This is a genomic window from Thalassospira australica (genome assembly GCF_044790785.1).
Lineage (GTDB): Bacteria > Pseudomonadota > Alphaproteobacteria > Rhodospirillales > Thalassospiraceae > Thalassospira > Thalassospira australica_A.
The window spans coordinates 4,029,310-4,053,052 of sequence record NZ_CP085258.1 but is presented as its reverse complement, the minus strand read 5'-3'; the positions used below and the strand labels follow the sequence as shown (position 1 = coordinate 4,053,052).

At 54.5% G+C, this 23,743-nt stretch carries 24 protein-coding genes; 15 read left to right on the top strand and 9 right to left on the bottom strand.

Translation table 11 applies throughout. The features are described from left to right. Positions 1-2: 2 nt before the first annotated feature. The 5 genes from LG297_RS18860 (at position 3) to LG297_RS18840 (ending at position 5,360) form a co-directional block, all read left to right on the top strand. Complete coding sequence (locus LG297_RS18860; RefSeq protein WP_404423019.1) at positions 3-1,106, top strand: microcin C ABC transporter permease YejB; 1,104 nt, start codon at positions 3-5, stop codon at positions 1,104-1,106. Positions 1,107-1,108: 2 nt separating this feature from the next. Then, the gene (locus LG297_RS18855; protein WP_404423017.1) at positions 1,109-2,140 is read left to right on the top strand and encodes an ABC transporter permease; all 1,032 of its coding nucleotides are present in this window, start codon (positions 1,109-1,111) and stop codon (positions 2,138-2,140) included. A 10-nt stretch (positions 2,141-2,150) separates the two neighbouring features. Then, entirely contained in the window at positions 2,151-3,785 is a 1,635-nt protein-coding gene (locus LG297_RS18850) for an ABC transporter ATP-binding protein (protein ID WP_404423015.1), read from the top strand. A gap of 81 nt (positions 3,786-3,866) precedes the next feature. Continuing rightward, the gene (locus LG297_RS18845) at positions 3,867-4,556 is read left to right on the top strand and encodes a hypothetical protein (RefSeq protein WP_404423013.1); all 690 of its coding nucleotides are present in this window, start codon (positions 3,867-3,869) and stop codon (positions 4,554-4,556) included. Positions 4,557-4,691: 135 nt separating this feature from the next. After that, complete coding sequence (locus LG297_RS18840; RefSeq protein ID WP_404423011.1) at positions 4,692-5,360, top strand: LysE family translocator; 669 nt, start codon at positions 4,692-4,694, stop codon at positions 5,358-5,360. Between the two features lie 334 nt (positions 5,361-5,694). On the opposite strand, the gene LG297_RS18835 is transcribed toward LG297_RS18840, so the two are convergent. Then, complete coding sequence (locus LG297_RS18835) at positions 5,695-6,042, bottom strand: MarR family winged helix-turn-helix transcriptional regulator (protein WP_007088785.1); 348 nt, start codon at positions 6,040-6,042, stop codon at positions 5,695-5,697. 94 nt (positions 6,043-6,136) lie between these two features. Next, positions 6,137-7,537, bottom strand: coding sequence for a leucyl aminopeptidase family protein (locus tag LG297_RS18830; protein ID WP_404423009.1), 1,401 nt, complete (start codon positions 7,535-7,537; stop codon positions 6,137-6,139). 336 nt (positions 7,538-7,873) lie between these two features. Here LG297_RS18830 and LG297_RS18825 point away from each other — a divergent pair, with 336 nt between their 5' ends. The 3 genes from LG297_RS18825 to LG297_RS18815 are packed head-to-tail and all read left to right on the top strand — an operon-like array spanning position 7,874 to position 9,543. After that, positions 7,874-8,539 carry a glutathione S-transferase family protein gene (locus tag LG297_RS18825; RefSeq protein ID WP_404423007.1) on the top strand — a complete coding sequence of 222 codons (666 nt, stop codon included), beginning with the start codon at positions 7,874-7,876 and terminating at the stop codon, positions 8,537-8,539. A gap of 27 nt (positions 8,540-8,566) precedes the next feature. Further along, the gene (locus LG297_RS18820) at positions 8,567-9,208 is read left to right on the top strand and encodes a uracil-DNA glycosylase family protein (protein WP_404423005.1); all 642 of its coding nucleotides are present in this window, start codon (positions 8,567-8,569) and stop codon (positions 9,206-9,208) included. 44 nt (positions 9,209-9,252) lie between these two features. Continuing rightward, positions 9,253-9,543, top strand: coding sequence for a 4a-hydroxytetrahydrobiopterin dehydratase (locus LG297_RS18815; RefSeq protein ID WP_404423003.1), 291 nt, complete (start codon positions 9,253-9,255; stop codon positions 9,541-9,543). A 74-nt stretch (positions 9,544-9,617) separates the two neighbouring features. On the opposite strand, the gene LG297_RS18810 is transcribed toward LG297_RS18815, so the two are convergent. From LG297_RS18810 to LG297_RS18795, 4 genes are all read right to left on the bottom strand, one after another. Continuing rightward, the gene (locus LG297_RS18810) at positions 9,618-10,379 is read right to left on the bottom strand and encodes an SDR family NAD(P)-dependent oxidoreductase (RefSeq protein ID WP_404423001.1); all 762 of its coding nucleotides are present in this window, start codon (positions 10,377-10,379) and stop codon (positions 9,618-9,620) included. 97 nt (positions 10,380-10,476) lie between these two features. Beyond that, a complete protein-coding gene (locus tag LG297_RS18805) occupies positions 10,477-11,430 on the bottom strand; it encodes a DMT family transporter (RefSeq protein WP_404422999.1) in 954 nt (317 codons plus the stop codon). Positions 11,431-11,457: 27 nt separating this feature from the next. After that, entirely contained in the window at positions 11,458-12,408 is a 951-nt protein-coding gene (locus tag LG297_RS18800) for a DMT family transporter (protein ID WP_404422997.1), read from the bottom strand. Beyond that, positions 12,401-13,408, bottom strand: coding sequence for a DMT family transporter (locus LG297_RS18795; RefSeq protein WP_404422995.1), 1,008 nt, complete (start codon positions 13,406-13,408; stop codon positions 12,401-12,403). Before LG297_RS18795 ends, LG297_RS18800 begins: the two co-directional genes overlap by 8 nt. A gap of 158 nt (positions 13,409-13,566) precedes the next feature. Between LG297_RS18795 and LG297_RS18790 the strand changes: the two genes are divergently transcribed. The 5 genes from LG297_RS18790 to LG297_RS18770 all read left to right on the top strand — a co-directional run bounded on the left by LG297_RS18790 (position 13,567) and on the right by LG297_RS18770 (position 18,501). Beyond that, entirely contained in the window at positions 13,567-14,031 is a 465-nt protein-coding gene (locus LG297_RS18790) for an Lrp/AsnC family transcriptional regulator (protein WP_404422993.1), read from the top strand. Between the two features lie 237 nt (positions 14,032-14,268). Continuing rightward, complete coding sequence (locus tag LG297_RS18785; RefSeq protein ID WP_404422991.1) at positions 14,269-16,227, top strand: potassium/proton antiporter; 1,959 nt, start codon at positions 14,269-14,271, stop codon at positions 16,225-16,227. A gap of 113 nt (positions 16,228-16,340) precedes the next feature. Then, positions 16,341-17,285, top strand: a complete 945-nt coding sequence (locus tag LG297_RS18780; RefSeq protein ID WP_404422989.1) for a DMT family transporter — start codon at positions 16,341-16,343, stop codon at positions 17,283-17,285. 50 nt (positions 17,286-17,335) lie between these two features. After that, positions 17,336-17,836 (top strand): DinB family protein, encoded by a 501-nt coding sequence (locus LG297_RS18775; protein ID WP_404422987.1) that lies wholly within the window; start codon positions 17,336-17,338, stop codon positions 17,834-17,836. Continuing rightward, the gene (locus LG297_RS18770; protein WP_404422985.1) at positions 17,836-18,501 is read left to right on the top strand and encodes a LysE family translocator; all 666 of its coding nucleotides are present in this window, start codon (positions 17,836-17,838) and stop codon (positions 18,499-18,501) included. Before LG297_RS18775 ends, LG297_RS18770 begins: the two co-directional genes overlap by 1 nt. A gap of 174 nt (positions 18,502-18,675) precedes the next feature. Here LG297_RS18770 and LG297_RS18765 read toward each other — a convergent pair whose 3' ends face one another. From LG297_RS18765 to LG297_RS18755, 3 genes are all read right to left on the bottom strand, one after another. Then, positions 18,676-19,902: a cation:proton antiporter gene (locus LG297_RS18765; protein ID WP_404422983.1), complete on the bottom strand. Its 1,227-nt coding sequence runs from the start codon at positions 19,900-19,902 to the stop codon at positions 18,676-18,678. Positions 19,903-19,999: 97 nt separating this feature from the next. Beyond that, positions 20,000-20,785, bottom strand: coding sequence for a histidinol-phosphatase (hisN, locus tag LG297_RS18760; protein WP_404422981.1), 786 nt, complete (start codon positions 20,783-20,785; stop codon positions 20,000-20,002). 127 nt (positions 20,786-20,912) lie between these two features. After that, positions 20,913-21,641, bottom strand: a complete 729-nt coding sequence (locus LG297_RS18755) for a c-type cytochrome (protein ID WP_404422979.1) — start codon at positions 21,639-21,641, stop codon at positions 20,913-20,915. Positions 21,642-21,979: 338 nt separating this feature from the next. Here LG297_RS18755 and LG297_RS18750 point away from each other — a divergent pair, with 338 nt between their 5' ends. Further along, a complete protein-coding gene (locus LG297_RS18750; protein WP_404422977.1) occupies positions 21,980-22,720 on the top strand; it encodes a 3-deoxy-manno-octulosonate cytidylyltransferase in 741 nt (246 codons plus the stop codon). Positions 22,721-22,800: 80 nt separating this feature from the next. Then, positions 22,801-23,661, top strand: a complete 861-nt coding sequence (locus LG297_RS18745; protein WP_404422975.1) for a prephenate dehydratase — start codon at positions 22,801-22,803, stop codon at positions 23,659-23,661. Positions 23,662-23,743: the final 82 nt, after the last annotated feature.

Here is a 23,743-nt window from a genome sequence, read left to right as displayed (position 1 = left end):
CCATGCTGAACTATATCCTGCGTCGCCTTTTGCTGATCCCGATTACGCTGTTTGGCATCATGGTGTTGAACTTTGCCATTGTGCAATTCGCACCGGGCGGACCGGTCGAACAAATGATTGCCCAGCTACAGGGCACCGATGTTGCCGCAACTGCCCGCATCAGCAATCAGGGTGCCGATAGCGGTGGTGGTGGCGGTGCGGGTGGTGGGAACAGTTTCTCCTCGACCTATCGCGGGGCTCAGGGGCTTGACCCCGAAATCATCACTCAGCTTGAAAAGCAGTTCGGTTTCGATAAACCGGCTTATGAACGATTCTGGATGATGATGAAAAATTATCTGACGTTCGATTTCGGCCAAAGCTATTTCCAGGACCGTGATGTGGTCGACATCGTGATCGACAAGATGCCGGTTTCGATATCGCTTGGCCTTTGGTCGACACTGATCATTTATATCATTTCCGTGCCGCTTGGCGTGGCCAAGGCCGTGCGTGACGGATCAAGTTTTGATGTCTGGTCATCGGCGGCGATTATTGTCGGTTATGCCATTCCGGGGTTCCTGTTTGCCGTGATGCTGATTGTTGTGTTTGCCGGCGGAACCTATTTCGATCTGTTCCCGTTAAGGGGACTGACATCATCGAACTTCGAAGAACTGTCATTTTTCGGCAAGGTTGCGGACTATTTCTGGCATCTGGCCTTGCCGATCACGGCCCTGACAATCGGCGGGTTTACGACGCTTACGATGCTTACCAAGAATTCGTTTCTGGATGAAATCAACAAGCAGTATGTCGTGACCGCCCGTGCCAAGGGCCTGACCGAGAAGCGGGTTTTGTACGGGCATGTGTTTCGTAACGCGATGCTGCTGGTTATTGCCGGTTTTCCAAGTGCATTGATCGGGCTGCTGTTTACCGGTTCGGTCCTGATCGAGGTGATTTTCTCGCTCGACGGGCTTGGGCTACTTGGTTTTGAAGCCGTGATGAAGCGTGATTACCCGGTGATGTTTGCGACACTTTATCTGTTTACGTTGTTTGGTCTTGTGCTGAACCTGATCAGTGACCTCAGCTATCACCTGGTTGATCCGCGGATCGATTTCGAAGCGCGGGAGAATTGATCATGCAAAACATCATTCTTTCGCCGTTGAACAAACGCCGGATTGCCAACTTCCGGTCCAACAAGCGCGGATACTGGTCGCTTGTGATTTTTGCCATTCTGTTTGTCATCTGTCTGGCAGCGGAATTTGTCGCCAATGACAAGCCGATTTTTGTCAAATATGACGATAACTGGTATATCCCGATCCTGTCAGACCATCCGGAAACGGTTTATGGCGGGGATTTTGACGTCGAAACCGATTTCTATGATCCCTATATCCTTGGCAAGATCGAGGAACACGGTTTTGCCATCTGGCCGCCGATCCCGTTTTCTTACAACACCATCGATTTTGAAATGCGCGAGGCACAGCCCGCCCCGCCATCGTTCCGGCATTGGCTGGGAACAGATGATCTTGGCCGGGATGTTCTGGCGCGTCTGATATACGGGTTCCGGATTTCGATCCTGTTTGGCCTTGCCTTAACCGCAATCAGTTCGGTAATCGGGATTGCGGCCGGTGCGGTACAGGGCTATTTCGGCGGATGGGTTGACCTTGGTTTCCAGCGTGTGATCGAAATATGGTCCGGATTGCCGCAATTGTTCATCCTGATCATTTTGGCCAGCCTGTTTGCTCCGGGTTTCTGGACACTTTTGTTCATTCTTGTGCTGTTTAGCTGGATGAGTTTGACCGGGCTTGTCAGGGCCGAATTCCTGCGGGCGCGCAATTTCGAATATGTTCGGGCTGCGCGTGCATTGGGCATGACCGATTATCGCATCATGTATCGCCATGTTCTGCCGAACGCGATGGTGGCAACAATTACATTTCTGCCGTTTGTGTTGAACGGTTCGATTGTGGCGCTGACATCGCTTGATTTCCTTGGGCTTGGCATGCCGCCCGGATCGCCGTCTCTTGGCGAATTGCTTGCGCAGGGGAAAAACAATCTTCAGGCACCGTGGCTTGGCATGACGGCGTTCTTTGCAATCGCGATTATGCTGAGTTTGCTGATCTTTATCGGCGAGGCGGTGCGCGATGCCTTTGATCCACGAAAAACCTTCTAGGGGAACGGTTATGACGACCAATCAATCGACACAGCCGCTTCTGGAAGTAAGGGATCTTTCGGCAAGTTTTGCCGGAGTTCCGGCGGTCAAAGGCGTTTCGTTCACCATGAAGGGTGGTGAGACCATGGCGCTTGTCGGCGAAAGCGGATCGGGTAAATCGGTCACTGCCCTTTCGATCCTGCAATTGCTGCCCTATCCGCGGGCCAGCCATCCAAGCGGTTCGATCATCTTTGACGGGCAGGAAATGGTCGGAACGGATACGAAAATTCTGCGCCAAATTCGCGGCAACCGGATCGCAATGATTTTCCAGGAGCCGATGACATCGTTAAACCCGCTGCACAATATCGAGAAGCAGATCGGCGAGGTGTTGCTGCTTCATAAAGGATTGCGGGGACGCAAGGCACGCGAACGCATTCTTGAATTGCTTGATCTGGTGGGGATTCCCGACCCGGCATCGCGGCTCAAAGCATTGCCGCACGAATTATCGGGTGGACAGCGCCAGCGTGTGATGATTGCCATGGCATTGGCAAACGAGCCGGAATTGCTGATTGCGGACGAACCGACTACGGCTCTTGATGTGACCATTCAGGCACAGATACTTGAACTGCTGAAGGATTTGCAGGCCAAGCTTGGCATGGGGCTGCTGCTGATTACCCATGATCTTCAGATCGTGCAGAAAATGGCTGATAATGTCTGCGTCATGAAGGATGGCGAGGTGGTTGAGCGCGGCACGGGGCGCGGGCTTTTTGACAACCCGCAACATCCTTATACCAAAAAGCTTCTGGCGGCCGTGCCAAGCGGCAATGCACCACCATTACCCGAAAATGCACAGGAACTGATCCGGACAAATGATATTCTGGTTCGGTTCCCGATTGGCAAGAAGGGGATTTTGGGGCGCCCGGAATATTACCTTGATGCGGTCGATCATATTTCGCTTAGCCTGAAACAGGGCGAGACATTGGGTATTGTTGGCGAAAGTGGATCGGGCAAGACGACACTTGCGATGGCGATCCTGCGTCTGCTGTCATCGACCGGCGATATCCGGTTTGACGGTAAGGATGTCCGACAGTTCGCGGGGGCCGGTTTGCGTGCATTGCGACGCGATATGCAAGTTGTGTTTCAGGACCCTTTCGGGTCCTTGAGCCCGCGCATGTCGATCAGCCAGATCGTTGGTGAAGGGCTTGAAATTCATAATCCGGATATGTCGAAACAGGAACGTACCGAACGCATTGCCGACGCGTTGCGCGAAGTTGACTTGCCGGTGAATGCAATGGACCGGTATCCGCATGAGTTTTCCGGCGGGCAACGCCAGCGCATCTCGATCGCGCGTGCGCTTGTTCTGAAACCGCGTTTCATGGTTCTTGATGAACCGACATCGGCTCTCGATATGTCGGTACAGGCACAGATTGTCGAGCTTTTGCGCGATTTGCAGGCGCGCCATAAAATGGCTTATCTGTTTATCAGTCACGACCTTCGGGTGGTACGGGCCCTTTCGCATCGGGTGATGGTGATGCGGGGCGGGCGGCTTATCGAAAGCGGAAATGCTGACGAAGTCTTTGAAAACCCGAAAGAATCCTATACAAAGGCGTTGTTGGCTGCGGCACTGGATCTGCGTGCGGCCGGAGCGCAGTTCGTGCAAGCGTGATCTCCGCCGGAACCTGGCAGGGATGGTCCGCGTTCGTCAGGTGTTGCTCTGAAACGTTAACAGGCTGGAAGCGAAGCGTTCATGACCGAACCGGGACGTCCCCCGAAAGGATTCAGGAACTGCATTGTCAAACCGCTATCGGCGGTGTCGATGGGGGTAATGTTGCTGGGTGTGCCCGATGCCCGGGCCGCCGGTGGCGGACATGGGGCGGCAACTGCATCTGAGGCATCCGGACCGCAGGAGCCGCAAATTCCCGAAACGGTTATTCAACCTGATTCAATTGCGCTTACAGTGGTTTTGCCCAAATCCGGCGCGATCCGGCAGATGGTGTTTCATGTCTGGCTTGAAGCCGCCACGGTAGCTGATCGCGCGGTTATCGAACAGGCGGAGCCAAAATTGCTGAACGCGTTTCTGCGCGATCTGCAACGCATCATGTATCGTGATACCCAGAACCGTTACGAGAAGCTCGAAGCGGGAAAGCGCGGTTTTGTTTATGACGGGCCTGAACTGATCGGACCGCCCCCACCCAAAACCCCGGAAGAGCTGGAAGCGGAAAAAGAAGCCGCCGAAGCAGCAAAAGAAAACGGCGATGAAGTTAAATCCGAGCCACCATTTTCTCCGTTCCAGCCGACGACCAACCGGTATTTTGCAGCCCTTCAGAACCGGCTTCTGGTAACTGCGCGCGGTATTGTGCCGCCCGAAGCAATCCGGTCGGTGCAGATACGCAAATTCTATGACAACTGGCCGGGCGACAAGAAGACGGGACGTTAACCCGTAACCCAGATCGAATGCAGTTCCCGTTCTGGTCATGTGCCAAGCTTGCGGATGCCAGCCGTGCACAGAGTGCGCTTGTCTCCAGATATGATCATGCTATCGAGTTCCCCTGAACCGATCTGGGGGATTAAAATGTCGATTGAAACGTGGTTTGGTTTTTGTGCACTGGTATCGCTTATGGTGGCGACACCGGGGCCAAGCGTTCTGATCGGGATGTCGCATTCGCTTCGCTATGGTCCGCGTCCGACGATGATCACCGCCCTTGGCGATGTAACTGCCAACATGATCCAGATGGTTATTGCCGCGGTTGGACTGGGGGCGTTACTGGCGACATCTGCAACGGCGTTTGGTGTTGTCAAATGGTGCGGTGTGGCTTTCCTGTTTACTATCGGCTTAGTCGCAATTCTCAAGAAAACCAAACGCTTCGATAATAATAACGATATCGAAATAGATTTGAATTCGGGGTTTGAACCTGTGCGCAAACGACGTCTGTTCGGTGAGGGTTTTCTGGTTGCTGCCGGGAACCCGAAAGCGATCGCATTTTTCGGTGCCCTGTTCCCCCAATTCATCGATCCATCGGTTGACCTCCTGCCGCAATTAATGATCCTTGGGGCGACCTTTGTGGCTTTTGATTACACATTCGTAATGATTTACGCAATGGGGGCCGCCAGGCTGATGCCCTGGTTGGTGAAGCGGGGTGGCAAGAATATGATCGGGCGGGTAAGTGGCGGGGTTTTGATCGCTGCAGCCCTGCTTTTATCCCTGATTGACATGCCGGAAAGCATTGCCAAAACCCGATAAGGCATTATGCCCATAAGCCGGGATTGCGCCAAAGAACTCACGTTATGGCTGCGCGATTTTATGGTCAAAGCACGTATATCGATTTTCTAACTATCTGAATATGAAGGATAATACCTGTCATTGTATAGAACATAAAATAATCCACAAACAAACCAACTGGTCTGTTTGTTGCCTATTCTTGCGTATGGGAGGCTTTATTGCAGGAGATAAGGCAGATATCCTGTCCCTTTTAGAGGAATTCAGGCGTTAATTCCTGGCATGCCGGATGATTGGTGTCCGGAAAAGCGATGCTGCTGTCGAAACCGTGACGGATTTCCGATCAAACAGGATCAGGTTATTCGGTTTTCTTGCCTGCCGAGACAATAATATCGCCAAATTCGCGCAGGAAGACGGAACCCTTTACCGTGCGCTGGATCAGGACCGAGCGACGGTCGTCCTCGTCGACCTTGCGCTTGACCATGCCCAGCGAACTGAGACGATCAAGGGCACGTGTAATGGCCGGTTTGGAGATGTTAAGGGCGTCCGAAAGACCGCGCACAGTATGCGGGGCAGGGGTCAGGTAAACAGTCAACATAAGGGCCATCTGGCGAGCTGACAGGTCGGGAGAATCCCGACGCACGCTTTCCACAATCGCGATACGCCAAAGGTCAAGCGCCTGAGACGGTTTGATCTCGATCGACATGCCTGTGCCCAACAATTAATTTGTTACGAATACGTAATCTGTCTACCTGACCCCTGAACGGATGTCAAAGGTCTAATTGGGGAAATCTGAATGTTTACTTTCCGTAACGATCCACGATCAGCTTGAAAGCCGCCCGAATGCCTTGGGCTTCGCCACCTTCGGGGCGTCCTGGACGGGCAGAAGGGTTCCACGCCATCAGGTCGATATGCGCCCAGGCTTTTGCACCTTCGACGAAACGATCAAGGAACAGGGCGGCGATGATTGCCCCGCCATAGGGAGAGCCGGAAATGTTGTTCATATCGGCTGCCTTGCTATCAAGCATCGGACGATATTCATCCCACAGCGGCAAGCGCCACATTGGATCATTCAGGGTCAGACCGTTTTCCAGAAGTCCATTGGCAAGTTCATCGTTATTGGAGAACAGGGCAGGCAGACCGAGGCCAAGTGCAACACGTGCCGCCCCGGTCAGGGTCGCGAAGTCCAGCAGCATTTCCGGATCCTCGGCGGCGGCTTCGGTCAGGGCGTCGGACAGGACAAGCCGGCCTTCGGCGTCGGTATTGCCGACTTCAACCGTGATGCCCTTGCGGGTCTGAAGGATGTCGCTTGGTCGATATGCCTTACCCGATACCATGTTTTCAACAGCGGGGATCAGAACACGCAGACGAACCGGAAGATTGGCCGCCATGATCATGCGCGCCAGACCAAGAACCTGGGCCGAGCCGCCCATGTCCTTTTTCATAAGCAACATGTTGCTGGAGGGTTTCAGATCATAGCCACCGGTATCAAAGCAGACACCCTTGCCGACCAGCGTGATTTTGGGCGCACTTTCATCGCCCCAGCGCAAATCAATCAGACGGGGCGCGCGGTCGCTGCCCTTGCCTACGGTATAGATCGCCGGGAAGTTCCGCTTGTTCAAATCTTCGCCAACGATGCTGGTGACCTTTGCTCCGAATTCCTCACCGAGGCGGCGGGCGGCGGCTTCGAGTTCCTCGGGCCCCATGTCATTGGCCGGGATATTGATCAGGTCGCGCGCAAGGCCGATGCCGCGCGCGATATTTTCGGCACGCTTGGACGCTTCGTTTGCCGGAATGGCAAACAGGGCACGTTTGGCAGTGCTGGCATCCGTCTTGCGGTAACGGTCAAACCGGTAACCGCCAAGATAAAGACCAAGTACGGCCTTTTCGCAGACCGCATCGTTTTCTGTGACATCATCGGTCAGGATATATTCGCCCGCAGGCAGCGCACCCGGCAATGCCGCAAAATCCCACTGGGTTTTTGCATCATCGACATAGCTGATCACAATGGTCTGATAGGCGCCCGCTTCGCCGGGCAGGGCAAGATGGGTGCCGCGCTTCCCTTCATAACCGGAAGATTTAACCCATGCCTGATGACCGTTGGTTTGCTTGCTCAGCCAGTTTTTGAAATCGGCTTCGGCGACGGCAGTAATGCGGATCGGGTTGGACGATTTTTCAGACGCAATGATGTGATCGAACAATTTGGCACTTCCCTTGTGGTGGCATGTTGGCGTTGTCGGGAGAAGACCCATGGGTAGGGCGACCGACGACGTTTCTTATGGCGAGATATGAATCTGATCTTACGGATGCCACCGTCAATCGGCAATCGCCCAAAAGAAAACCCCGCATGCGGAAATATCATGCGGGTGATGATCTATTCTGGCCGTCGAAGGGACACGGCATTGCCAAATGCCAAAGAAAACGTTCGGGTACGACAAAACGGCAAACGAAAATCAGCGATGCAACGGTCTTGAACCGGATTTTGAAAGCCCCGATAGTGGTCGGCCACCGTCATCCGTTTGATAAAGGATTCCGCAATGGAAACGCGCCCCGTTCTTTATATCGGCAACAAAAATTATTCTTCCTGGTCGCTTCGTGCATGGCTTGGCCTGCGCGTGGCCGGGATTGATTTCGAGGAAAAGCTGATCCCGCTCTATACCGAGGAATGGCATGCGAAGGCCGAGGTTTTTTCGCCCAGCAAAAAGGTTCCGTCCCTGTTTGATGGCCGCAAAACCATCTGGGAGGCATTGAGCATTCTGGAATATTTCGCCGATAGCAGGCCTGATGCCATGCTATGGCCGCTTGATCTTGATGTGCGCGCGATTGCGCGGTCGGTTTCCCTGGAAATGCATGGCGGGTTTACCGCATTACGCAGCAATATGCCGATGAATTTACGCAAAAGCCTGCCGGGCCGCGGCCGGGGAGAGGGCGTTGAAAAGGACATCGCGCGGATTGGCGAAATTTTCAAAACCTGCCGGGCCCAATACGGGCAGGGTGGCGATTTTCTGTTCGGGCATTTTTCGATTGCCGATGCGATGTTTGCACCGGTCGTGACCCGCTTCAAGACTTATGGCGTGTCGCTTGATCCTGTTGGCAATGCCTATATGGAAGCGATCCTTGCCCTTCCCGAGATGGTCGAATGGTATCGTGATGCTCTGGCCGAGGAATGGGTGGTTGCCGGTGGCGAGATTTCCGACGCATAGGCAGAAGCAACAAAGCAGGAGTATGCAATGGCCGGAGTGACCGGCAAGCTTCCCGAAATCGATCCGCCGGGCGGTGACCCGGCGCTCGACGATCTTTTGGTCAATGTCCGGGCCTGTCGGATATGTGAAGGTGCGTTGCCGCTGGGGCCGCGTCCGGTTGTTCGGATTGCGGCAGGTGCCAAAATCCTTGTGATCGGGCAGGCACCGGGGACGAAGGTACATGAAACCGGCTTGCCATGGAATGATGCATCGGGGGACCGGTTGCGCGACTGGCTGCAAATGACGGTCGAGGATTTCTATGATCCGGGCAAGCTCGCAATCATGCCGATGGGATTCTGTTATCCTGGCCGGTTTGAACGTGGCGGTGATTTGCCGCCGCGCCCCGAATGTGCCCCGACATGGCATGATGAATTGTTACGACATTTGCCTGATATCGGTCTGACACTTCTGATCGGGCAATATGCGCAGGAACGTTATCTTGGCCCGCGCCGGGCAAAAAGCATGACGGAAACCGTACATCGATTTGCCGAATATGTGCCGGACGGGTTGCTGCCGATGCCCCATCCAAGCTGGCGCAACACCGGCTGGATCAAAAAGAACCCGTGGTTCGAAGCGGACCTTTTGCCGGTCTTGCGCGACCGGGTGCATCGGCTGTTGGGCACAAACTGATTTTATGGTCCAATACAGGACAACGAAAAATTCAGGAGGTCACAATGAGCAAACTGGACAAAACCACCATCGAAGCCGCACTTGCCAAGCTGGATGGATGGGATCTGGCAGAAGACGGATTATCAATCGGCAAGATTTATATGTTCGGCGATTTCAATTCGGCATTCGGTTTCATGACACGTATTGCGATGCAGGCCGAAAAGATGGATCACCATCCGGAATGGTTCAATGTTTACAACAAGGTCGGGGTTACGCTGACAACGCATGATGCGGATGGCGTGACGCAAAAGGATATCGATCTGGCGGCTTTCGCCGAAACGGTTGTGTCGCATTAAGCTGTGTGATGCGTCAGAAAGAAAACGCCCTGCCATTGCGGGACTGGCAGGGCGTTTGTCGCGGCAGCGGTGGCTTATTTGGGTTCCAGCCTGACCGCGCCATCGATCCGGATCGTTTCACCGTTGATCATTTCGTTTTCGCAGATATGCAGGGCCAGCCGACCATATTCGGCCGGATCGCCAAGGCGTTTGGGGAAGGGAATGTTTGACGCAAGCGCCTGCTGCATTTCATCGGGAAGGGCTGTGACCATCGGGGTGCCGAACATGCCCGGGGCAATCGAGACGACACGGATGCCGTGTCGGGCCAGTTCGCGTGCGGCCGGAAGGGTCATGGCGGCAACCCCACCCTTGGACGCCGAATATGCGGCCTGCCCGATCTGGCCTTCGTAGGCGGCGATGGATGCGGTATTTACGATGACGCCGCGTTCGCCGCCTTCGGTTGGGGCATTGCGGCTCATGGCGGTGGCGACAACACGCATCATGTTGAATGTGCCGATCAGGTTGACATTGATCACGCGCGCAAAAGCATCGAGGTCGGCCGGGCCTTCGCGTCCGACGATGCGTTCGCCTTGCAGGATACCTGCGCAATTTACCAGAATGGATGGAATACCTTGTGTTTCGATAACATCCGAAATCGCGTCCTCGACACTTTTGGCATTTGACACATCGACACCATAACCGACACCACCCAGTTCGGCCGCTGTGGCCTTGGCCCCGGCTTCGTTCAAATCAAAGGCCGCGATCTTTGCCCCGGCATTGGCAAGAATACGTGCGGTGGCAGCCCCAAGGCCCGACGCCGCCCCGGTGATAATGGCAATCGATCCCTTGACCTGCATGGCTTCAAATTCCCTGTATTCAGTCCGACGAAAAAATAATAGGTAATTCTATACCAAATTATTTGTTTATCGGGCAAGGTCATTTGACAATGTAATGTCAGAGGCGGGAATGGCGGCTTTCTGGTGTGGCGGCAACCGGGTCCTGCGCGGCGATATCAGGGACAGTTGGTGTTACGGATTTACCAATTTTCCGTTCCCGCAGGGCGACATATATTGCTGCTGCAATGATCAGGGCCCCGCCCGGCAATACCCAGATATCGGGAACTTCACCAAACAGGATCAGGGCCAGAATGGCAATGATCGGCAGGCGCAGATAGGAAAAGCCGACAAAGAAACTGTAATCAGCCAGTTGCAGGGCTTTGACATTGCAAACCTGCATGATGTTCATCATGAGTGCGGCGAGCGCCATCAGGCCCAGTACCGGCCAGCTTGGCGCTTGCCAGACAAACAGGGCCGGGATCAGGGATACCGGGGTTGTGATCAGCATCAGATAAAACAGAAGGGCGGTTGTGCTTTCGGTCGTAACCAGCCGTTTGGTGATCAGGCCTGCACTTGCCATGCAGATGGCTGCGGCAATCGGCAGAAGGCTTGCCGGTTGCATGGCAGCGGTCCCCGGCTGAATGATCAGTCCGACACCAACAAACCCGACAAGAACAGCCAGCCAGCGATGAACGCGCACAGTCTCGCGCAGAATCAGGGCCGCCAGAATGGTGCCAAACAGCGGCACGGTGAAGTTCAGCGTGGTGGCCTCGGCCAGTGGCAGATAAAGAACAGCCATAAACCACAGGCACATTTCGGCCGCCGACAATACGCCGCGCAATCCCAAAAGAGGCAGGCGTTTTGTGCGCAGTTCGCCAAGGCCACGGTGCATCACGATGGGCGCGATCATGATCAGGCCAAACAGGAAACGCAGGAATACCGCTTGATAGGGATGAATTTCGGCGGTGGCAAACCGGATGGTCAGGGTGAAACAGGCAGCAAGAATGGCCACAGAAAGGGCATAAAAACTGGCTTGAACCGGTGCCGATTGACTTTTGAACCAGTTTTTCATGCAGTCGTTGTTCCTTTGAGTGGTCGGTCAGTGATTGTCGCGTGCAGGTGGCGGGTCAAGATCACTTGCCGCGGGTGATGGGCTGCGATTGATTCGTTTGGCTTCTTTGGCAAGTTTGGCTTCGCGCCGCGCAATGAATAGCGCCGATCCGATAATCAGGCCAGCACCGGGTAGAAGCCAGATTTCCGGGACTTCGCCAAACATCACCAATGCGATGACGACGACAAACGGCAGGCGCAGATAGTTAAATCCGACGACAAAGCTGTAATCGTAGATGCGAAATGCATTGGTGTTACAAATCTGGGTAATGTTGGCGATGAAAGCACCGAGCGCCATCAGCCCCAAAACTTCCAGGCTTGGCGTTCGCCAGACGAAAAGGGCGGGCACCAGTGTTAGCGGCGTGGTTAGCAGCATCATGTAAAGTACGATGGTGGTGCTGTTTTCGGTTCTGGCCAGGGACTTGATCGTCAATCCGGCACTTGCCATGCAAAGGGCCGCAGCAATCGGCAGCAAGCTTGCCAACTGCATGGTTTCGCTGCCGGGGCGGATGATGATGATGACACCGATAAAACCAGCCAAAAGGGCGGCAACGCGGTATTTCCGAACGGCCTCACCCAAAAAGATCGCAGCCAGAACAGTACCGAATAACGGGACGGTAAAGTTCAGTGTGGTTGCCTCGGCCAGTGGCATATAGGCAAGGGCGGAGAACCAGAAGCTCATCGCGCCCACCGACAGCAGGGCGCGCAACAAAAACATTGGCATGCGCCGGGTTTTCAGTTGTGTGATCCCGGCCCCGAGTGCGATTGGGGCAATGAAAATCAGGCCAAAGAAATTGCGGAAGAAAACGGCCTGCAACGGATCGATTTCGCGGGTCGCCATGCGCACAATTACCGAAAACAGGGCGGCCATAAGCGATGCGATTACACCGAAAACCGATGCCTGAAGATAGGGAGGCAGAGCGTCGAACCATTTACGCATGGCGGGAGCCTGTTTTGCTCTCCGGCGGATCTTCTGGCGGATTGATGGTTTTGGCCTTGGTGGCCGGGATGGCCTGCGAGTCTGCAGCGGCGGTTGTCGGCATCCGGCGGCGGCGTTTTTCCCGCTTGGCCAGAGCGGCCTCGCGCCGGGCGATATAAAGGGTTGATCCGATAATGAGCGATGCCCCCGCCCATGTCCATAAATCGACCGTTTCGCCAAACATGATGAAAGCAAGGGCGGCGACAAACGGCAGGCGCAGGAAATCGAATGCCATGACATAGGATTGATCGGCCGCCCGGTTGGCCCGGACAAAAAGTTGCTGCCCGGCGGTTGCCAAAATGGCGATAAGCAGCAGGACGGCCAATTGCATCAGCGTCGGGTTTTGCCAATAGAATAATGCCGGGATCAGCGATAACGGTGTCATGATCATGCCCATCCACGTGACGATGGCATTGGCACTTTCACTGCGCGAAAGCATTTTTACCGTGGTAACGGCAAACGCGGTGAACAAGGTCGCCAGGAGGGCGAGAATGGCGCCGGTTTCAAGGGTTTGACCAATCGGGCGGACAATGATCATTGCGCCTGCAAACCCAAGAGCCACAGCGGTCCAGCGGCGTGCCCGGACGGTTTCATGCAGGATCAGGGCGGCGAGGATGGTGGTGAGGATCGGCACGGTGAAATTGATCGCGATGACCTGGGCGGCGGGGGCGATTGCCAAGGCCGAAAACAGGCACAGCATGCCGCAAAGCCCGATCACCGCCCGGATGAAATGCAGTTTAAGTTTCAGCGTGCGCAGGCCGACAAGCCGTTCGCGCAGCATCCAGGGGATCATCGGGATCAGACCGAACAGATTTCGGAAAAAAGCCGCTTCGAACGGATGAACGTCGCGCGTGATATAGCGAATAAGCACCGCCATCGCCGCAAAACAAATTGCGGCACCGGTCATCAACAGCGCGCCGCGAAGCGCATCATCATCCGGAGAGACACGAAAAAAGTGCATGATCATCAACGAATAAGACCGATTTTGTAAAAAATCCAGCCTTGATACGTGAATTAGTCCTGCCATGTCTGCGATGCAGCGGGTCGAAAGTTTCGCGTGGACACAGTTTTCGTGTAATATCGTCTGATATTGATAAAAATTCTTCAGGGGGATGTTTTATGGATGCCATTGATCGCAAATTGATCGACATCTTGCAGAATGACGCGTCTTTGTCTTATTCAGCGCTGGGAACGAAGGTCGGCCTTTCGGTTTCGGCCGTGAATGACCGTGTCCGCAAATTGCGCGAACAGGGCGTGATCAAGGCGTACCGCGTTGAAGTGGACGGAAATGCCATCGGTCGCGCGCTTACCGCGATGGTTTGGTTACGGACCGATCCGGCCAAAGGAAACAAGAAGCTGGTCAAATCGCTGATCAAGTCGGACGAGGTTCTTGAATGTCATCACATGACCGGGCGGTTTGATTTCCTGTTGAAATTGCGGTTGCGCGATACAGCACACCTTGAAAGCTTTGTGACCGATACGATCAAGGAAGTCCCCGGTGTGGTCGAGGTTATACCGGAAATTGCCCTGTCGACTGCCAAGGAAACCGGTTTTGTTCCGGCAGCAAGTGATGGCGAAAGTTGATCGGTCGCGCTGGAATATGGGCTGCAGGCAGATATGATTTCATTTGCCTGATATTTGACCGAATTTCCGGCAATTTTGCCGCAAGAATGCCGCCTTTGGGCGCTTTAACGCATCCTTGCGTTTATGCGTGAAGGTAACGCATTCCAAACTTTCCTGTCGTAGAAACATTCTCGACGGGAAGAGATGGCTGTATTGCCCGTTTGAACCCGAAACAACAAGCTGTATGGAGGTGCAAAGATGATTGAATCGATGAATCTGGTGATCCTGATTGCATCGGTTCTGGTTGTCGTTGCCGTTTTTACCAGCCTGATCAGTTTCCGGGTTGGTGCTCCCTTGCTGCTTGTGTTCCTGTTTGTCGGCCTTGGTGCCGGCGAGGACGGGATTGGCGGCATCAATTTCGATAATGCGCCGCTGGCCTATTTCATCGGCTCGATCGCACTTGCGATGATCCTGTTTGACAGCGGATTTGAAACCCAGCTTCGAACATTGAAGATTGCTGCAGCACCGTCGCTTGTGCTGGCGACGGTGGGCGTGATGCTAACCACGGGGGTGGTTGGTGGGATTGCGTGGCTCGTGCTTGATGTGCCGTGGCTGGTGGCTTTGCTTTTCGGGGCGATTGTCAGTTCGACGGACGCGGCCGCAGTGTTTTTCCTGTTGCGGGTTGGCGGAATAAATTTGCGTGATCGCACACGCAGTACGCTGGAAGTGGAGTCCGGCTCGAACGACCCCATGGCGGTGTTCCTGACCATTTCGCTGGTCGAACTGATCATGCAGGGTGGCGGGGATAATCTGGCGCTTGAACTGCTTGAAAGGTTTGTTCTGCAAATCGGGGTTGGTGGTGTTCTGGGTCTTCTGGGTGGTATGGCCATCGTTCAGATGATCAACCGGGTCAAACTTGAGCCCGCCTTGGTTCCCATTGTTACCCTTGCCTGTGCGCTGAGCCTTTTTGGCGCAACCAGTATCGTTGGCGGCAGCGGATTTTTGGCGGTTTATGTTGCCGGCCTTTATGCCGGGAACAGCCAGATGCGCATGAGTGTCGGTGTGCGCAGGTTCCAGCACGTCACGACATGGCTGGCGCAAATCGCAATGTTTGTCACGATGGGCTTGCTGGCGACACCGTCGCAATTTGGTGAAGTCATTATTCCCGGGGTGATACTTGCCCTTGTGCTGGTGTTTATTGCACGCCCGGTGGCGGTGTGGCTTTGCCTGATGTTTTTCAATTTTTCGCGCAACGATACAGCGTTTATTTCGTGGGTCGGCTTACGCGGGGCGGTGTCGATCCTTCTTGCCATTGTGCCGATGGTCGAGGGAGTCGAATACGGGCAGCTTTTGTTTAACACGGCCTTTATTGTCGTGATCACGTCGCTTTTGCTGCAGGGCTGGACGATCCGGCTGATGGCGCGCTGGCTGGGCATTATGATTCCGCCTCGGCACGGGCCTGTAGACCGTATCGACCTTGAATTGCCGGGCAATGCCAATCAGGAAATTGTCGTTTACCGGGTTCATACCGAAAGTCCGGTGGCAACCGGGCAGCGTATCCCGCGCTGGGCAAGGCCGAGCCTGATTTTACGCGATGGCAAATCGCTTCGCCCGCATAGTGCGGGGAGGATCGAGGGGGGAGATCAGGTCTATATCATCACTCCGCCGCGTCACGTCGAACTGCTTGACCAGTTGTTTGCCGGACCGGCCGAGGGTGCGAATGACGTAGATTTGTTTGGTGATTTCAGTTTCCCGCCTGATACACGCATTGCCGATCTTGGCCGTTTGTATGGATTTGTGGTCAAGGACGAGGATGAGGAAGCGACTGTTGCCGAAATCCTGGAGCGCAACCTTTCGGGCGATATCGAACCGGGCGACCGGGTTGCCTATGGCATGGTTGAACTGATTGTTCGTCGAATCGATGATACGCACGAAATTGTCGAGGTCGGCATGGCGGTTGAACAGAAACCGGTCAAACCGAAACGTCATCTACCGATGTTCCATTCGCGGACAGAATTGCTGGCGATCTGGAAGGAATGGCAGCGTCGTCGCCTGCGCGAAAAAATGCGCAAGAAACGCGGTGATGATGTTTTTGATACCGATGACGTCAAAGAGCCCGTCGAGGAAATGTCGGGCATTGACGAGGCTGCCAATGACGGTGGCGGTGATGACGTCGAGCCGGAGAGGGCAGAAGCGGAAAAGCATGACAAATCCTGAGTACGGGTTTGTATATTAATTAGTTTATCTAATGGATAGATGAGTTTTGCTGGTTTGTGCGAATGGCGCAAACTGCCCTAAATTCCAACGATTGATTTCGTTGGAGTGCCACCATGGGCCCGCTTGGATTATATAGCGTTGTTGTTCTGATCTGGGGAAGCACCTGGATCGCGATCCAGTATCAGCTTTCGGTCGGGCCGGAACTGGCTGTTGCCTATCGTTTTGTTCTGGCGGCAGTAATTCTGATGGCATGGTGTGTTCTCCGCCGTTTGCCGATGCGTTATTCCCTGCGTGATCATGTGTTCATGGCCGCCCTTGGCGTGTGCCTGTTTTCATTGAATTATGTGCTGATTTATATCGCCAGCGCCCATTTGACGTCGGGTCTTTTGGCAGTGGTGTTTTCGACCATTGTCATCATGAACATGATTAATGGTGCGATCTTTTTCAAACGACGGCCGGAAACCCGGACATTGATCGGGGCGGCAATCGGGCTTGGCGGAATTTCGCTGGTGTTTGTACGGGATCTGGCAACGTTTGATCTGGCGGCAGGTGGCAGCGTTGGTTTGCTGGTTTCGCTTGCGGGCAGCTACATAGCATCCCTTGGCAATATGGCATCGGCACGCAATCAGGCGCGCGGTATTCCGGTCTTGCAGGCGAATGCCTACGGGATGATGTATGGCTCGTTGCTGTTGATCGGATACATCCTTGCTACCGGTATCCCCTTCACCTTTGACACCAGCCCGTCCTTCGTTGCGGCGCTGCTTTACCTTTCCCTGTTCGGCTCGGTTTTGGCGTTTGGTTCCTATCTGACACTTCTGGGCAAGATCGGCCCGGATCGTGCGGCATACAGTTCCGTCATGTTTCCGGTGGTGGCACTTTTGCTGTCGACCTGGTTTGAAGGATTTGTCTGGGACAGCAATATCGTTCTGGGTGTCGGCCTGACGTTGCTAGGTAATATCGTTATCCTGACCAAGCGGATGCCCAAACCGGCGGTCGTTGCGATACAGAAAACAGGCGTAAAACCGGCAACAACACCCTGCGAGGCAAAGGTCAGATAAGGCTTTCGAGATGACAGGTGTTGTGCCGAAATGATGACGGATGAAATGCGATGAACGGTGTTGCCTATTTTCAACGGATGGCCCGCTACAACAGTTGGGCAAACCAGCATGTTCTGGATGCATGTGCCTGTCTTGCTGCCGGGGAGCTTGAAGCACCGCGTGTGGCCTTCTTTCCGTCAATGATCAAGACGCTGAACCATCTTCTGGTCGCGGATCGTTTGTGGCTGGGACGTTTGGCTGGGACGCCCGAACGTTTGGCGCTTGATAGTATTCTTCACGCCGATTTTGCCGAATTCCGTATCGCCCGCGAGGCGCAGGATGCCAGGATCATCGCCTTTACCGAGCAGCTTGATCCGGAAACGCTGGCAAGCGATCTGACATATCAATCCATGCTGGCCGGGGCCTATACATTGCCGCGCGAAATAGTTCTGGCGCATATGTTCAATCATCAGACACACCATCGCGGACAGATCCATTCCATGCTGATCGAGGCCGGGACAAAGCCGCTTGCGATTGATCTGGTTTATTATTGTCTGGAGGTCGATGCGTGATGGCTGATCTTCTGATTCAGTACACGCCGTTTCTGATTTCTGCCCTGTTGCTCAATATCTCGCCTGGGCCGGATCTGGCTTATATCAGTGCCCAGACCGCGATCCATGGCCGCAAGATCGGGGTGTTTTCCAGTCTTGGCGTTTGTTCCGGTGCGTTTGTCCATGTGGTTGCTGCAGCCCTTGGGCTTTCGGCCATTCTGGCGACATCGGCACTGGCATTCTCGGTGTTGAAATGGGTCGGGGTGGCGTATCTGGTGTGGCTGGGGATTGGTGTCTTGCGCAGCAGTTTTGCCAAGCGAGTTCCGGATGATGTAGTGTCTGGAATATCTGCGGTAAAGCGGTCTCCGATACGCACCATGACAGCCTTTCACGCATGGCGTCAGGGCGCGATGATCGATGTCCTTAATCCCAAAGTCGCGATTTTCTTTATGGCGTTTCTGCCCCAGTTTGTTGACCCGGCGGCGGGGGATGGGGCTGTCCAGTTTCTGGTGCTTGGTACCCTGGTGAATGTCATCGGTTTTTGTGTCGAGACAGTCGTGGTATTTGCCATCGGATTTGCCGCGACCCGCCTTCGGGGTAACGGATTGTTTGGTATCTGGCTCCAACGTTCGCTTGGCGGGATGTTTATAGCGCTTGGTGTCCGGTTGGCGCTGACCGAACGTTGATAATCGAATTCGTCACCCTTCGTTTCCAACCGGTTGGGAAGGATGACGATGCCGGGCCTTCGCATTCAGGAGCAAAGGTCCTTGGTCCGGATTGGTAGCCGGGCCCTCTGGATTTTACACTTCATCCAGAGCTCTCTTACTGCAAACCAAAACTTGCGCCCGGCTGGGATATCCTCAGGACCGGGCGCCTTTTTTTGCAAGGTGATGCACCAGCATATTTGAAAGCGGGACAGCCGACAGGCCATGTGCGGTTACGCTGATGGCGACAATCATGACGGCGGTGGCAATCAAGGATTCGTAGCCCTTCGGATCGATCATGGTGATCATGATCAGCAGGTAAATAACCGACGCGATGCCGCGTGGACCAAACCAGCCGATATAGAGTTTTTCCGCCAGACTGTAGGGGCTGCCGATCATACAAATCCAGACGCAAATCGGGCGCAGGATCGCGAGGCTGACAATTGAGAAGATCAGCATCTCCCATGTCCAAAGCTGATACACAGCCGGGATAACCACCAGACCGAAAATGAAGAAGGTCAGCATGGTAAGTAGTTCTGATTCCGCTTCGCCAAAGCTTTCGATGGTTTCGCGGACCTTTTTCGAGGATATGTTCAAGGCAAGACCGCCTGCAAAGGCCGCGACAAAGCCGTTCCCTCCGAGCTTTTCAGACAGGAAGAAGATGAAAAGTGCTGAAAGCACGCCAAGCAGGCGTTCGAACCGGTCAAGGATGGTGTTGGTGGTAACCGCGTGATTGACGATCTGGCCGATGACATAGCCGGTCAGAAGCCCGACCCCGGCCCCGACGGAAATTTCGATCATCGCCTCGGACAGCCAATTGTTGCTGCCTTCACCGACAAGATCGGCTTCGAGCAATACGACGGCTGTGAATGTTGGCAAAACTAACCCGTCATTTAGACCGCTTTCGATATTGATGCCCTGCCTGACCGGATCGGGAACCGATTTGTTTTCCATCACAGGGCGGCCCAAGGCCGCATCTGTCGGGCTGACAATCAAGGCGAGTATCAGAGCTGGAAGAACCCCGATGGAAGGGTGCAGCCCAATGATAAAGGCCCATGTCACGCCAATGGTCAGTGGCAATCCCACCAGCAGCAACCGGTTGGCAAGCCGGATGGCTGGTTTTTCCTTGCGGTAGTCAAGGACAGCTGCATCCAGAAACAGGATGATCGCCAGTGTCATTTCGGAAAAGCTGGTGGCGAAAGGGATACGATCGGCAAATAGGGCCAGCGGTGCCTCGTGCCATATACCAAGCGGTACAGCAATCAACGCCCCGGTCAAAACCATCATCATGGGCGACGATATATTGCGCCGTTGCAGTCTGCGTGATTGCAGTCCGTAAAGCAGCCCCGATCCCAGAAAAAGGATGATGACCCATTCGAACATGATATGGCCTAACTGATTAGTTTAACAGGTATATTGCCGCAAACTGCGGTAAACACCAAACGTCAAGGGCAGCAGGATAGCAGGCCGTTATCCTTAATCAGGCGATTGCGGCTCGGACAGAGGTCAGAACATCGTGGTGGCAACGGGCATCCCCACTGGCGATGACTTCCCCATTGCTGAAAATTGTAAGTGGTTTGCCTTGCCAGTCGGTCATAACGCCGCCCGCACCTTCGACGACCGGGACGAGCGCACAAAAATCATAGGCCTGCAGCCCGCATTCAACCACGGTATCTGCAAAACCGAGAGCAACCAGTCCATAGGCATAGGCATCAACGCCATACATCGGCTGACGGCACTTGTCCGAAACGGTCTTGTAGGCGCGTTCCGATGCATCGGTGTCGAATAGTTCCGGTGCCGTGGTAAAGAAGGTGGCAGCATCAAGCGTTTCGCATTCGCGGGCAGTGATTTCGTCACCATTCATCGTGCTGGGGCGTCCGATAACTCCGACCCAGCGTTCATTGGTGATGGCCTGATCAATAATGCCAAGAACGGGAACACCTTTGTGACACAGGGCAATGAGTGTCGCAAAACTTGGCTTGCCCGCGATGAACGACTTGGTGCCGTCAATCGGATCAAGGACCCAGACAAAATCGGCATCAATATTGTGGCGACCATGCTCTTCGCCAAGAATTCCGTGCTCGGGCAGTTCGGCGGTCAGGATCGCACGCATCGCGGTTTCGACTTCGCGGTCGGCAATGGTGACCGGGCTGGCATCGGCCTTGACGTCCACGGCAACAGGGGTGCGGTAATACTGGCGGACGACCGGACGGGCGGCATCGGCCAGCTTTTGGGCGATCTCCAGAAAGTGGTCGAGATTTTCCATGAAATTGCATCCCTGCTTGAAACGATAGGCTGCCGCGACGCTAAAAGAAGTGGCAAAAGAAAACAGGGGACAGTTACCTGTCCCCTGCAAAAAATCAATCGATTATCTGGTGAAATTTCCGGCTCCTTTATTGAGCCGGTGCTTCACCTTCGGCTGCGGGTTCGCCTGCATCGCCGTTTTCCGCAGAACCTTCATCGGCAGATCCTTCTGCGGGGACTTCATCAGCCGGAGTATCGGTGGATTCAGCTGACTCGGCCGGTGCGTCTGCTGCAGCATCGGTGTTTTCACCTTCCGGGGCGGCTTCGGCCGGATCCGGATATGGCAGCGGATTATCCGACTTGCTGTTCAGCCATGCGATCACGTCTGCACGATCTTGGGCCTTTTTCAGGCCGCCGAATGCCATTTTCGTGCCATCGACATAGCCACGCGGTGCATACAGGAACTCGTTCAACTCTTCCCAGCCCCAGGTGCCGCCATGGTCGGCCATACTCGCAGAATAGGCGAAGTCATCCTTGTGGGCGAAGTTATTGCCAACAATGCCATAAAGGTTCGGGCCGGTTTTGTTCGGACCACCTTTTTCTGCGTCATGGCAGGATGCGCATTTTTTGAAGACTTTCTCGCCTTCGGACAGGTCAGCCGATGCCAGCATTGCCAGAATCGGTTCCGGTCCGGCCGGCTCTGCCGGTGCGGCGGCCGGAACATTTGCGCCAGCCATCAGGTCTTCGGAGAATGGATAAACGGGTGTTTCCAGTTCTTCGGGGTGCACGAGGGCACTGCCGACCTTGCCAACAACTATGACCAAAAGCACAGCACAGATAACACCGGCGACGATCTTGTTGATTTCCATCGTGTTCATGACGGGATCCCTACAGCCTAATCACTCTCAGGTTTCTTTTTTAACAGCTGACCCATGCGCCCCCAAAACGCTCTTAAAGATCACAAGAACGCGCATGCGACAGCAGGTCAGACCGGTCGGAGGGAAAACTATACGTTTCAGAGATTTGCATCAACCTTTCTTAAACACAAAGGCGAAAACAGACGAGATAGACCTTCGTCATATTCAATTCCGGCTTTCGCAATATCTCCAAAACCGGCTATTGTCCCGCCGATTCAAGCCATTGTTTCTTGCATGGGTCGTAATGCGCGTGCTTTGCGCAAGATCAAAGCAGGATTTGAGCCAGACCGGAGGCCCCTATGTCTACGCCGCGCAATCCCGTTGTCGTTATTCCAGCCCGCATGGCTTCCACGCGCCTGCCGAACAAACCGTTGGCCGATATTCATGGTGAGCCGATGATTGTACACGTCTGGCGCCGCGCGACCGAGGCGGGAATCGGGCCGGTGATCGTAGCCTGTGCAGAACAGGAAATCGCCAATGCTATTACGGTGGCAGGTGGAATCGCGGTTTTGACCGATCCGGACCTGCCAAGCGGATCGGATCGGGTGCATCGGGCACTGCAAAGCTTTGATCCCGATGGTAAATACGATGCTGTGGTCAATGTTCAGGGCGATTTGCCGACGATTGATGCAGCCGACATTCGTGCGGTTTTTGATCCGCTTGCTGATCCGGATGTCGATATTGCGACTCTGGCGTCCGAAATCACGCGTGAGGAAGAACGTACCAATCCGAATGTCGTTAAGGCGGTTGCAGCATTCGGTGGGTCGCGCGTTGCGCGCGCGCTTTATTTTACACGCGCGACAGCACCCCACGGCGACGGCCCACTTTATCATCACATAGGTCTTTATACCTATCGTCGGGCGGCACTTGACCGGTTTGTCGGCTTGCCCCCGGCAGAGCTTGAAAAGCGCGAAAAGCTTGAGCAGTTGCGCGCACTTGAAAACGGTATGGTGATTGCGGTTGCACTGGTTGACGGTGTGCCGCTGGGGGTCGATACACCCGAAGACCTTGAACGCGCCCGACTTGTTTTGGGCGCGTAATTAGGCTTTCCTAAGTCTTGCCTGCGGTCAAACTGTCGGCAAAACATGGAAATCTTCTTTAACTATCAGGAAACAACCAGATGACTGCCCAACAACGGATCGCTTTTCAGGGAATGCACGGTGCCTACTCCGACCAGGCTGCCCGTCGCGCCTTTCCGGGTGCAACGACGGTGCCGTACCGGACGTTTGAAGGTGCCTTTAGTGCATTGCATGACGGTGATGTCGAGTTGGCGGTTATTCCGATTGATAACACGCTGGCCGGGCGTGTCGCCGATGTGCATCACCTTTTGCCGGACTCGGGCGTGCATATCATTGGCGAGACATTCCTGCGCATCAACCATGCATTGGTCGCGGTTCCAGGTGCCAAAATTTCCGACATCAAGGAAATCCGCAGCCACGTTCATGCACTGGGACAATGTCGCAAAATCCGCAAGGAACTTGGCGTAAATACGGTTGTGGGGCCAGATACGGCAGGTTGCGCAAAGGAAGTAGCCGATCTGGGCGATAAAAGCATCGCGGCGATTGCCCCGGTTCTGGCAGCAGAGATTTATGGTCTTGATGTGCTCCGTACCGAGGTCGAGGATGCGGCGCATAATACGACCCGATTCATCATTCTGGCGCGCGAGCCGCTTGATATCGCCAATGACGGCACGCCGGTAGTGACAAGCTTTGTCTTCCGCGTCCGTAACGTTGCGGCGGCCCTTTACAAGGCGCTTGGCGGTTTTGCGACCAATGGGATCAACATGACCAAGCTTGAAAGCTATATGGTCGAGGGGCATTTCACCGCGACCCAGTTCTTTGCCGAGGTCGAAGCCCATCCAGAACAGCTTGGCCTGCGCCATGCGCTTGAAGAACTTCAGTTCTTCTCGCACGAGGTCCGGATTTTGGGTGTCTATCCGTCTCATTCCTTCCGTCGGGAAAATGACCTTCCCGCCGAATAGATCGGCTTAGATCCATTTCGATAAAGAAAACGAGCCATTTCGCAGGAAATGACCCGTTTTGCTTAAGTCTCATCGTTTTGTT